Raw genomic sequence first — 11,184 nt, 5'->3', positions numbered from 1 at the left:
GTATGTCGAGCAAGAAAAAATCGCTGGAGATCGAAACCCTGCGTGGTCTGGCGTGCCTGCTGCTGGTGCTCTATCACGTCATTGGCCCGTTGGGCGGAGGGTTGAAAATCGATCTCGGCTCTCCGTTCCGAGTGATTGCCGACTCGATGGTGTACGTGCGCATGCCGCTGTTCACCTTCATTTCCGGCTACATCTATTCGATCTACAAAATCCGTGGCAATGACTTTTCGGCGTTCTTCAGTGGCAAGGTGCGACGGCTGATCGTGCCGCTGTTTTGCGTCGGTGTGCCGTTCTCGGTGTTGCAGGCGGTGGGGCCGGGGGTGAACAAGGACGTCGGCGTGATCGATGCGTTGCTGTCGTTCTGGGTGCCGGTCAACCACTTCTGGTTCCTGCAGGCGGTGTTCATCATTTTCATGTTCGTCGGTCTCCTGGAATGGCGCGGGATGCTGCGCTCGATGACGCGCTTGTATCTGCTGTTCGCCTTCGCTGCGGGGGTGTTTCTGTTGCCGCCGTTCAAGTTCGATGCGTTCGGCATCAATGGTGCGATTTACCTGCTGCCGTTTTTTGTGGCGGGGATGATCGGCCAGGAAAATGTCGAGGCGTTGAAGCAACGGTTCAAGGTGATCGGGCCGCTGGTGTTTGTGCTGATTTCGCTGACGCTGCTGTATGTTGCGGCGATTGATCGCGAGTTGATTGTCGACCGCCGCAGCCTGATCGGTCTGACCGTGGGGTGCGTATCCTGCATTGCTTTGCTGTCGAGTGACATGCGCTCGAAGTGGCTGACCTGGCTGGGCGGCTACTCTTACGCGATCTTCCTGTTTCATGTGCTGTTCGCGGCGACTTCGCGGTTTGTCATGGGACGGCTGGGGGTTAAAGACGAAAGCATTCTGGTGCTCAGCGGACTGCTGTTCGGTCTGTTGGGGCCGGTGGTGCTGTCGATGATTTTCAGTCGCTTCAATGTCACTTCGGTGCTGTTTTTGGGCGAGCGTGCGGCAAAGAAAAAACCGCTGGCGAGCGTTACTCCGGTGGTGCAGACCAATAGCTGAAAAGCTTCGCGAGCAGGCTCACTCCCACAGGGTTCAACGGAGGACACAAGACCCCTGTAGGAGCTGCGGCACGCTGCGACCTTTTGATGTTGATGTCAAAGATCAAAAGATCGCAGCCTCGTTTCACTCGACAGCTCCTGCAAGGGATTGTGTATGACGCCGATCCAATGTGGGAGCGAGCCTGCTCGCGAAGGGGCCATTCCAGACTGAAGGAAATAATGCATGTTGGCAGTAAATGACGCTCAGCCCGTCGCGGCGTCGGTGGTTGAAGTGGGTGATGCCCGCGAGCGCTTTGCGCAGTGGCGCGAAGGCAAGGCCGGGAAGGTTTTGTCGGTCTCGGTGATCGGCGACAGCTACAGCGCCGGGCAGGATTTTTACCTGAACAAACTGGTGCAGCGTGTGGCCGGCGAAGTCGGTTTTGCCGGTCCCGGTTACGTCGGTTTCAACCACGGCGCTGCGCTGGGTGGCACGCATTTCAAATACACCCGCAACAGCGAAAAATACTTCGGCGGTGACTGGCAAGTGTCCGGTCTCGGTCAGGCCAGCCCCGACAGCCGCACGGTAACCGGCAAGCCCGGTGCCTGGCTGCAAATCGATGCTAGCCCGACACCGGCCATCGACACCCAAGTCACTCAGGCGAAATTGCTCTACCTGGGCAACGGCGAACGGAGCGAGCTGCGCTACCGCTGGACACCCTCGGAAGACTGGCAGCCATTGACGCTCAAGGGTTCGGGCGTTCAGGAAGTACCGCTTGCAGGTCTCTCTTCAGCGGCAGACTGGGCATTCAGACTGGAAGTGGTGAAGGGCGCACCGACCTTGTTCGGCCTGTGGCTGAGCAACGAACAGAACGGCGTGCGGGTCTCGAAACTGGCGGCATCGGGCGCGGCCTCCGCTGACTTTTATCACCAGGACCCGCAATGGCAGGTGCAGTGGAAGGCCGTCGTGTCGAAGATCCCCGCCGACGTTTACCTGATCATGCTCGGCGGCAACGATCAGGGTTTCGGGGTCAAACCCGAACAGTACCTGCACAACGTTCAAGGGCTGGTGGCGATGATCCGCGAGATTCAACCGGCGGCGAGTATCAACCTGATCATGCGTCAGGACACCACGCGCTCAAGCGCCTATCCGATGTCGGCGTATGCGCAGGTGCTGCAGCCATGGGTGCATGAGCAGCAGTTGGGTTTTGCCAATCTGCAATGCGCGTTCGGCCCTGACGTCAAACGCTATGCAGCGGCGATGATCGGCCCGGACAAGATTCATCCGCAGCCGGCCACGGGCGGTAAGGTGATTGCCGATTACTTCTATCGCTGGATTGTCAGTGGCATCAACCCAGACAGTTGCGACTTGTAGGAGCTGCGGCACGCTGCGATCTTTTGATCTTGTTCAAGATCAGGATCAAAAGATCGCAGCGTGCCGCAGCTCCTACAGGGGCGTGTTTTATTGGAATTGATCGATGTGGCTCAACAGCTCCGCAGTCTTCTGCGGCATCAGTTGCGTGGCACAACGGGTCTCGACATTGATGATGATCGCCGGCTCGTTGCAGCACAGGCGTACGCGGAAGCGCCAGTCGCTGAAGATCACCTTCAGCCCATCACGATCGTCCATTTCCAGCGCCTGCTCGGCATACAGTTGTTTCAGATGGGCGAGCAGGGGATAGGGATCCGCCAGCGCTCGGCGAATGTCGCCGGACGCCGGAAACATGCCAATGCGCTCCACCAGCAGAATGCTGCCCAGCCACGACTCGTTGGCGCTGGGCAATGGCTGATGGCGTGCCAGCCAACTCACCGCCCCGAGGTTGCCCACCTCTCGTTCAATCTCTGCTGCATGCTGTGCCATGTTCATGGGTTGCCTCCTGAAAAGAGAAGTGGGCGGGGACCGTCTCAGCGGCCCTTGAGGTAAACGTTGTCGTAGCAGAAGTTGGTCGCCTGCAGGTAACCCTCGGCGTCGCCGCAGTCAAAGCGCAGACCCTTGAACTTGTAGGCCAGCACGCAACCGTTCTGCGCCTGTTTCATCAGCGCGTCAGTGATCTGGATCTCGCCGCCCTTGCCCGGTTGGGTGTCGGCGATCAGGTCGAAGATGTCCGGGGTGAGGATATAGCGGCCGATGATCGCCAGGTTCGACGGCGCGTCCTGCGGCGCTGGCTTTTCCACCATGTTATTGACCCGGTAGATGCCGTCGGAGATCAGCTCGCCGGCGATCACCCCGTACTTGTGGGTCTGGTCGGCCGGGACTTCCTGGATGGCGACGATCGAGCAGCGGAATTTCTTGTACAGCTGGATCATCTGCGACAGCACGCCGTCACCTTCCAGGTTCAGGCACAGGTCATCGGCCAGCACCACGGCGAAGGGTTCATCGCCGATCAACGGGCGGCCGCTGAGAATCGCGTGACCGAGGCCCTTCATTTCCACCTGACGGGTGTAGGAGAAGGTGCAGGTGTCGATCAGTTCGCGGGTGCCGGCGAGGAATTTTTCTTTCTCGGTGCCGCGGATCTGGTGTTCGAGTTCGTAGCTGATATCGAAATGGTCTTCCAGCGCACGTTTGCCCCGACCGGTGACGATGGCCATGTGTTGCAGGCCGGCGTCCCGTGCTTCTTCAACGGCGTATTCGATCAACGGCTTGTTGACGATCGGCAGCATTTCTTTCGGCATGGCTTTGGTCGCCGGCAAGAAACGCGTGCCGTAACCGGCAGCGGGGAACAAACATTTACGAATCATAAAAATATCCTGGACAGTCATGGAACACAGGCAACGGAGGCGCGCACTTATCAAGACGCACAAGTTTCAATGGTTATTGAACGAGTACTTTAATACCTGAGTCCGGTTGTTAATGGCAATTGGCGCAGGGGGTAAAACATGACAATGTTATGAGATGTCGGTAATAACGTTGTTAGTTATTTTTAGTCGGTATCTGTTGATAGTGACGAGTGGACTTGGGGTGCTAATAAGTACCGGGCAATACAGTTTGACCTGCAAAAATATTTATTGCCAGTGGTTGAACTAATTTAGTTTGAGGCTGTTGTCGTCCTTATTTGTGTGGTGCGCCACAGATTCAATGAAAGGGACTTGACAGGCTACTTGTCACTTATCCAATGACGGACCGCGCTATGAAGATTCTGGTAACGGGTGGCGCCGGCTATATCGGCTCGCACACCACACTTGCGCTGCTTGAAGCAGGTTATGAAGTTGTTGTACTGGATAATCTTTGCAACAGCAGCGATGCGGCACTGCACGCGATAGAAGGTATCTGCGGCAAAAGTGCGCTGATGATTCGCGGCGATGTCTGCGACCGGGCGTTGCTCGACCGGATTTTCCGCGAGCATCAAATCGACGCGGTGCTGCATTTTGCCGGGCTCAAGGCCGTCGGCGAGAGCGTGCGCAAGCCGCTGGATTACTATGAGAACAACGTCGGCGGCAGTATCACGCTGTGTCAGGCGATGGCCGCGGCCGGGGTGTTCCGGCTGGTGTTCAGTTCGTCGGCCACGGTGTACGGCGAGCCTGAGCAGATGCCGATCCGCGAGGATTTCCCCACCGGTATTCCGACCAATCCTTACGGTCAGTCCAAGCTGATCGTCGAAAACGTGCTGCGTGACCTGAGCCAGGCCGAGCCGCGCTGGAGCATCGCCTTGCTGCGTTACTTCAACCCGATCGGCGCACATCACAGCGGACATATGGGCGAAGACCCCAGCGGCATCCCCAACAACCTGCTGCCTTACATCAGCCAGGTCGCGGTCGGCAGCCTGCAGGAGTTATCGATTTTCGGCGACGATTACCCGACGATCGACGGCACCGGGGTGCGCGATTACATCCATGTCGTCGACCTCGCCGATGGCCATCTCAAAGCCTTGCAATCGATTGCCGACCGCCCGGGCATTCATACCTGGAACCTCGGCACCGGCGACGGCTACAGCGTGATGCAAGTGCTGCATGCCTTCGAACAGGCCAGCGGACGTCCGGTGCCGTACCGGGTGATGCCGCGGCGCAGCGGGGACATCGCCGAGAGTTGGGCCGACGCCTCGAAAGCGCAAAAAGAACTCGGCTGGAAAGCCACGCGCAGTTTGCAGGACATGGTCACCGACACCTGGCGCTGGCAATCGAATCATCCGCGCGGTTATCTCGAATGATGTCGTTCTAATACTGAATGTTAGTTTCGGTCAGCTGTTAGATATCGTCGGGAAAATACGCTGGAAATGCCTTTTGCAAGTCCGTAGATATAAACCTGCCGTTCGACTTTTATCAGTTGGGTAAGACTGTGAAAGAACGACGGATCTTGTTCGCGCTTTTCGCGGACTTGAACGCTACCACCTCTAACTCAGGCCGGTTTTTAACAGGTCGAATGTTAGAAAGGAGTTGATATGAAAAAAGTGATGGCGATTGCCCTGTTGACGATGTTGAGCAACTGGGCGTCCGCTGCTGAAGCGCCGCTTACTGCGGTGACCAATGTATCTGGCAGTGTTGCGGCTTCTACAGCGCCTGCTGCCAGTACTGCAATGGTTGCCAGTGCAGTCGCGGCGTCCAACAGCGGCGGAAGTGCCAACGGCGGTACCACTGGCACCACCGGTACTACCGGCACCACCGGCACGCACAACTAACAGGAACATTTGTTAGTGCAGTACAGGGTCGCCCGGCGCAAGTCGGGTGACTTTATTTTTAGATTCGCCCTTGAATAGCGTAGTGCCATTATGACTCGTAGTTTTTCTCTTTTGCTGTTGGCAAGTATCGCTTTGCAAGGTTGCATGTTTTCCCCCGGCCAATACCTGAGCACTGGCGACATCACGCGCCAGGGCGCCAGCGAAAGCAGTCGGGTCGAGCTGATCCCGATCACGCCCAAGCTGATCTCGATGACCCGCGCCACGCAGAAGCGTGAGACGGTACCGGCGGAGTTGTTATCTACGCCGGCGGAATACCGCATCGGCAGCAACGATGTTCTGTACATCACGGTCTGGGATCACCCGGAGCTGACCGCGCCATCGGGGGCACAACAGCAGATCGACGCCAACGGTCGACTGGTGCGCTCCGATGGCACGCTGTACTACCCGTTCATCAAGGAAGTGCAGGCGGCCGGCAAGACTATTCAACAGCTGCGCTCGGACATCGAATCCCGCCTGTCGGCGTTCATCGCCGAGCCGCAAGTGGATGTCGCGGTGCTGCGTTTCGCCAGTCAGAAAGTGGTGGTTTCGGGCGCCGTGGCCAAGGCCGGTCCGCAGCCGATTTCCACCAACCCGCTGAGCGTGGTCGAGGCCCTCGGTACTGCCGGCATCGACACCAATAACGCCGACCTGTCGGGCCTGCTGCTGACCCGCAATGGCCGGGTGTATCCGCTCAACCTCGACTCGCTCAACCAGCAGGATTCCGAGTTGCAGCACGTCTTCCTCAAGGGCGGCGATCAGCTGTATCTGCCGTACAACGACAACAAGCGCATCTACGTCATGGGTGAAGTCAATCAGCCCCGTGCGCTGAGCTTCAAAACCGCGACGATGAACCTCTCCGACGTGCTCGGTTCGGTCGGCGGCTTGAGTCAGACCACTTCCAACGGCAACGCGGTGTACGTGATTCGCGGGGTGGAAAACCTCGATGTCGAGCCGGCGAAAATCTATCAACTGGAAGCCCAGTCGCCGACCGCCATGGCACTCGCTTCGCACTTTGAAGTGCGTCCGCAGGATGTGGTGTACGTCGGCCCGGCCAACGTCACGCGCTGGAACCGCTTCATCAGCCAACTGGTGCCGTCGGCATCGATTGTCGGGACCGGGGCTTCCGCTGCGAAGAACTGGAGCGAATTCAGTAACAACAGCAAATAAGGCCGACCGTGAAAACCTTGAAAGTTGGCGTCTGCCTGATGGCGGCCTTGATGTTGTGTGGCTGTAACCCGCTGATGACCGCCTCGGTGCGCAACCTCAAGTCGGCGGTGCTCGGCCCGGACGAGCTGGACGTGAGCGCGGCGCAGGTGGCCGAGGTCAAGTACCCGCAAGTCAAACTGACCACGCCGTCCGGCTCCGGGGTGCTGGCGCTGGTGCGCGAGCGTGAAGATCTGCAGTTCTGGGTCGCTTCCGGCAAACAGGTGTTGCTGCTGCGTGACGGCCTCGCCGTGCGCACTATCGGCCTTGGCGTGGAGGGCGATCTGGACGGCACGCGGCTGGCCGACAACGCGCCGTTCAAACGCGGCCTGCATCAAGTCGCCGATGGCTTCACCAGTCAGCGTTGGATCGACCTGTACAAGGGCCAGGAGGTTGGCTTGATCGTCAACAGCCGGTTCTCCCGCCGATCCACGCAAACCCTGCAAATTCTCGACAAGGAATACACCGTGCTGCGTGTCGACGAGCGCATCGACGTCCCGGCCATCGGCCTGCGCGCGACCAACCATTACTGGGTCGATCCGCTGGACGGTTTCATCCTGCAGAGCGAGCAGCAACTGACCACGCAAATGCGCGTGCGCATCGTGCAACTGACCCCTGATCGCAGGCATCTGCCGTGAAGCGCTGGCGGATGTTATCGGCGGGCTTGCTGTTGCTCAGCGGCATCAGTCAGGCAGCGGTCACGGTCAGTGGCGATGTGGCCAACCCGGGGCCGGTGGAATTGCCGCCGGGCGGGCGCTTGCTCGACGTGATCAGCGTGGCGGTGCCGAATGCCGAAGGTTACTGGCTGGCCGGCGTGTTGCTGCGCCAGTCGTTGCTGGAACAGCAGGCCCGGCTCAAGGCCGGGGTGTTGTTTGATCTGGATGTGTTGCAGCGCATGGCCTCGTTGTTTGATCGCCCGAGTCGCGCGGCGCTGGCGCTGCGCCTGGCCGAGCAGGTGCGGCAGATGCCGGTCACCGGGCGTCAGGTCGCGGACCTCGATCCGGTCGCGGTGGAAGTCGGTTTCGCGCGCAACATTCGTCTCGACGATGGCGATCGCCTGATCTACCCGAAACGGGTCGACGAGGTGCAAGTGTTGGGCGCCGTCGCCGAGACCTGCCACCTGCCTTATCAGCCCCTGCTGGAGGCGCGTGAGTACCTGGAAAGCTGCACGCCGCTGGACGATGCCGAGGCCGATTACCTGTGGCTGATCCAGCCCAATGGGGCGGTGCGACGTGTGGGCATTGCGCACTGGAATCGCGAGAGCGGGCAGTTCCCTGTGGCCGGCAGCAAGATTCTGGTGCCGGTGAAAAATGATGATCTGGATCCGCCTGTTCCTGAACTGAATCAGCAGTTGGCCGAATTGATTGCCACGCAGCTGGCTGAGGTGGTTCGTTGAAGTTACGTTTTGCAGCTGTGTTGTTATTGCCGTGCGGTCTGGTGCATGCCGAGCCGCGTATTACCCAAAATGATTTCGGTGGCACCGGTCTGTTGCAGACGCCGACCGCGCGCATGGTCCCGGCCGGCGAACTGAGCGTCAACGCCAACCGCACCGAGCCTTACAGCCGCTACAGCGTGTCGTTGCAGCCGCTGGACTGGCTCGAAGGCTCGTTCCGCTACACCGCCATCACCAACCGGCCGTACGGCTCCGAGGCGCTGAGCGGCAGCCAGAGCTACAAGGACAAGGCGGTCGACGCCAAAGTCCGGTTGTGGCAGGAAAGCCACTGGGCGCCGGAAGTCGCGCTGGGCTTCCGAGACATCGGTGGTACGGGCTTGTTCTCCAGTGAGTTTTTCGTCGCTAACAAACGCTTCGACAATTTCGATTTCAGCGCCGGCATTGCCTGGGGTTATCTCGGTAATCGCGGTGATCTCGACAACCCGCTGGGTTACGTCAGCGATCGCTTCGATACTCGACCGGCCCTTGAGGGTACCGGTGACGTCAACTCGGGCTCGTACTTTCGCGGTCGGCCGTCGTTTTTCGGTGGCGTGAGCTATCAGACGCCGTGGGATCGACTCAGTCTGAAGCTCGAATACGAAGGCAACGATTACAAGCACGAGCCGAAGGACAACGTGATCAAGCAGGACTCGCCGATCAACTTCGGCGCGGTGTTCAAGGTGGCTGATTCGGTAGACGTCAGCGCGGCGTGGGAGCGTGGCAACACGGCGATGTTCGGCATCACCTTCCACACCAACTTCGTCAGCCGCAAGGCGCCGGCCAAGACCTACGATCCGACGCCCGAACCGCTGCCGGCGAAGATGCCGACCACACCGATGGAGCAGGTCAACTGGGCCGACGTATCGCAACGCCTGCAGCAAAATGCCGGGTACAAGGTCGAGCGCATCAGCCAGCGGGATTCCGAGCTGATCGTCTACGGCGAGCAGCAGCGCTACTTCCATTCGTCGAAGGCTGTCGGCCGCGCGAGCCGGATTCTCGACAACAGTGTGAACGACGACATCAACTGGTTCACCGTGGTTAACAAGCGTTACGACCTACCGCTGGAAGAGACCAGTGTGCCGCGTCAGACCTTCCGCGAAGTGATCAACAACGAGGAGCCGCTGGAGTCGTTGCACCGCACCACCGAGATCAACCCGGCGATGCCGCACAACGAGAAAACCCTCTACAGCGAAGCGCCGCAGCACTTCAATTATGGCGTCGGACTGGGCTTCAAGCAGAACGTTGGCGGCCCGGATGGTTTGCTCTATCAGTTCAGTGCCGATGCGGACGCCGAGTACCGCTTCAACCGCAACACCTGGTGGAACGGCCTGCTCAGTGCCAACCTGGTGAACAACTTCGACAAGTTCACCTACGATGCGCCGAGCGGCCTGCCGCGGGTGCGCACCGATTTGCGTCAGTACCTGACCACCTCGGAAGTGACCATGCCGTTGTTCCAGGTCAGTCATGCCGAGCAGTTGGACAAGGACTTGTATGGCATGGTCTACGGCGGCTATCTGGAGTCGATGTTTGCCGGCGTCGGCGGTGAGGTGCTGTTCCGGCCGACCGGTGAGCGCTGGTCGGTGGGGGCGGATCTGAACTACGTGCGCCAGCGCGAGTTCGACCAGGGTTTCGGCCTGCGCGACTACTCGGTCTGGACCGGGCACATCACTGGCTACACCGACTTGCCGTATGACACGCTGGCCGCGGTCAGCGTCGGTCGTTATCTGGCTGGCGACTGGGGTGGCACGCTGGACATCTCTCGCGAGTTTTTCAACGGCGTGCGCTTTGGCGCCTGGGCGACGATCACTACCGCCGGCAGCGCCGAGTACGGGGAGGGTAGTTTCGACAAGGGCATCTACCTGTCGATCCCGTTCGACGAAATGATGAGCATGTCGACGATGCGCCGCGCCAACCTGGTCTGGGCCCCCCTGACCCGTGACGGCGGCGCCAGGCTCAATCGCAGCTTCCAGCTGCACTCGATGACCGATAGCCGCGAGGGCGACATGTTCTACCGCAACTTCTCGAAGATTACCGAGTAACCCCCGGGCCACCCCACACCCCTGCAGGAGTGAGCCTGCTCGCGAAGGCGTCAGCCCAGACAACATCCCTGTCGCCTGACACACCGCTATCGCGAGCAGGCTCACTCCTACAATGGGGCTGCGGCGAAGGCACACATCCCGATCCGATCCCCGATCCCTGTGGGATGAACCAAATACCCGATCCATACCCCAATCCCTGTAGGAGTGAGCCTGCTCGCGAAGGCGGCGGCACATTCAACATCCATGTCGCCTGACACACCGCTATCGCGAGCAGGCTCACTCCTACAATGGGCTGCGGCGAAGGCACGCATCCCGACCCGATCCCCGATCCCAGTGGGATGAACCAAATACCCGATCCACACCCACAATTCCTGTAGGAGTGAGCCTGCTCGCGAAGGCGTCAGCCCAGACAACATCCATGTCGCCTGACACACCGCTATCGCGAGCAGGCTCACTCCTACAATGGGCTGCGGCGAAGGCACACATCCCGACCCGATCCCCGATCCCTGTGGGATGAACCAAATACCCGATCCACACCCCCAATCCCTGTAGGAGTGAGCCTGCTCGCGAAGGCGTCAGCCCAGACAACATCCATGTCGCCTGACACACCGCTATCGCGAGCAGGCTCACTCCTACAATGGGCTGCGGCGAAGGCACACATCCCGACCCGATCCCCGATCCCTGTGGGATGAACCAAATACCCGATCCACACCCCCAATCCCTGTAGGAGTGAGCCTGCTCGCGAAGGCGTCAGCCCAGACAACATCCATGTCGCCTGACACACCGCTATCGCGAGCAGGCTCACTCCTACAATGGGCTGCGGCGAAGGCACGCATC

Annotated in this window: 10 protein-coding genes; 8 read left to right on the top strand and 2 right to left on the bottom strand. The window is 59.7% G+C overall.

The window, feature by feature from the left end:
- The first annotated feature begins 2 nt into the window (after positions 1–2).
- Positions 3–1,046 (top strand): acyltransferase family protein, encoded by a 1,044-nt coding sequence (locus BW33_RS16785; protein WP_047600103.1) that lies wholly within the window; start codon positions 3–5, stop codon positions 1,044–1,046.
- A gap of 222 nt (positions 1,047–1,268) precedes the next feature.
- The gene (locus BW33_RS16780) at positions 1,269–2,396 is read left to right on the top strand and encodes an SGNH/GDSL hydrolase family protein (RefSeq protein WP_047600102.1); all 1,128 of its coding nucleotides are present in this window, start codon (positions 1,269–1,271) and stop codon (positions 2,394–2,396) included.
- A gap of 87 nt (positions 2,397–2,483) precedes the next feature.
- Here the strand turns inward: BW33_RS16780 and BW33_RS16775 are convergent, their stop codons facing one another.
- Both BW33_RS16775 and galU read right to left on the bottom strand, forming a co-directional pair.
- Complete coding sequence (locus BW33_RS16775; protein ID WP_047600101.1) at positions 2,484–2,888, bottom strand: mannose-1-phosphate guanylyltransferase; 405 nt, start codon at positions 2,886–2,888, stop codon at positions 2,484–2,486.
- Between the two features lie 38 nt (positions 2,889–2,926).
- Complete coding sequence (gene galU, locus BW33_RS16770; RefSeq protein WP_047600100.1) at positions 2,927–3,760, bottom strand: UTP--glucose-1-phosphate uridylyltransferase GalU; 834 nt, start codon at positions 3,758–3,760, stop codon at positions 2,927–2,929.
- A 389-nt stretch (positions 3,761–4,149) separates the two neighbouring features.
- On the opposite strand from galU, the gene galE reads away from it, so the two are divergent.
- From galE to BW33_RS16740, 6 genes are all read left to right on the top strand, one after another.
- Entirely contained in the window at positions 4,150–5,166 is a 1,017-nt protein-coding gene (galE, locus tag BW33_RS16765; RefSeq protein ID WP_047600099.1) for a UDP-glucose 4-epimerase GalE, read from the top strand.
- A 231-nt stretch (positions 5,167–5,397) separates the two neighbouring features.
- On the top strand, positions 5,398–5,634 hold the full coding sequence (locus BW33_RS16760) for a hypothetical protein (protein WP_003226528.1): 237 nt from the start codon (positions 5,398–5,400) through the stop codon (positions 5,632–5,634).
- A 144-nt stretch (positions 5,635–5,778) separates the two neighbouring features.
- Complete coding sequence (locus BW33_RS16755) at positions 5,779–6,840, top strand: polysaccharide biosynthesis/export family protein (protein ID WP_047600098.1); 1,062 nt, start codon at positions 5,779–5,781, stop codon at positions 6,838–6,840.
- A gap of 8 nt (positions 6,841–6,848) precedes the next feature.
- Complete coding sequence (locus BW33_RS16750) at positions 6,849–7,514, top strand: YjbF family lipoprotein (RefSeq protein ID WP_047600097.1); 666 nt, start codon at positions 6,849–6,851, stop codon at positions 7,512–7,514.
- Positions 7,511–8,272 carry a capsule biosynthesis GfcC family protein gene (locus BW33_RS16745; RefSeq protein ID WP_330217175.1) on the top strand — a complete coding sequence of 254 codons (762 nt, stop codon included), beginning with the start codon at positions 7,511–7,513 and terminating at the stop codon, positions 8,270–8,272. Before BW33_RS16750 ends, BW33_RS16745 begins: the two co-directional genes overlap by 4 nt.
- Complete coding sequence (locus tag BW33_RS16740; RefSeq protein WP_047600096.1) at positions 8,269–10,347, top strand: YjbH domain-containing protein; 2,079 nt, start codon at positions 8,269–8,271, stop codon at positions 10,345–10,347. The genes BW33_RS16745 and BW33_RS16740 overlap by 4 nt, the downstream gene beginning before the upstream one ends.
- Positions 10,348–11,184: the final 837 nt, after the last annotated feature.

Origin of the sequence: Pseudomonas sp. RIT288 (assembly GCF_000631985.1) — a bacterium.
GTDB lineage: Bacteria > Pseudomonadota > Gammaproteobacteria > Pseudomonadales > Pseudomonadaceae > Aquipseudomonas.
Note: the sequence above shows the minus strand (reverse complement) of the source record. Positions and strands in the feature narration are given on the sequence as shown.

Bases quoted from the DNA above. Each gene is read 5' to 3' on its own strand.
- BW33_RS16775 (WP_047600101.1), bottom strand. From the start codon at position 2,888: ATGAACATGGCACAGCATGCAGCAGAGATTGAACGAGAGGTGGGCAAC.
- BW33_RS16760 (WP_003226528.1), top strand. From the start codon at position 5,398: ATGAAAAAAGTGATGGCGATTGCCCTGTTGACGATGTTGAGCAACTGG.
- BW33_RS16755 (WP_047600098.1), top strand. From the start codon at position 5,779: ATGTTTTCCCCCGGCCAATACCTGAGCACTGGCGACATCACGCGCCAG.
- BW33_RS16780 (WP_047600102.1), top strand. From the start codon at position 1,269: ATGTTGGCAGTAAATGACGCTCAGCCCGTCGCGGCGTCGGTGGTTGAA.
- galE (WP_047600099.1), top strand. From the start codon at position 4,150: ATGAAGATTCTGGTAACGGGTGGCGCCGGCTATATCGGCTCGCACACC.
- galU (WP_047600100.1), bottom strand. From the start codon at position 3,760: ATGATTCGTAAATGTTTGTTCCCCGCTGCCGGTTACGGCACGCGTTTC.
- BW33_RS16785 (WP_047600103.1), top strand. From the start codon at position 3: ATGTCGAGCAAGAAAAAATCGCTGGAGATCGAAACCCTGCGTGGTCTG.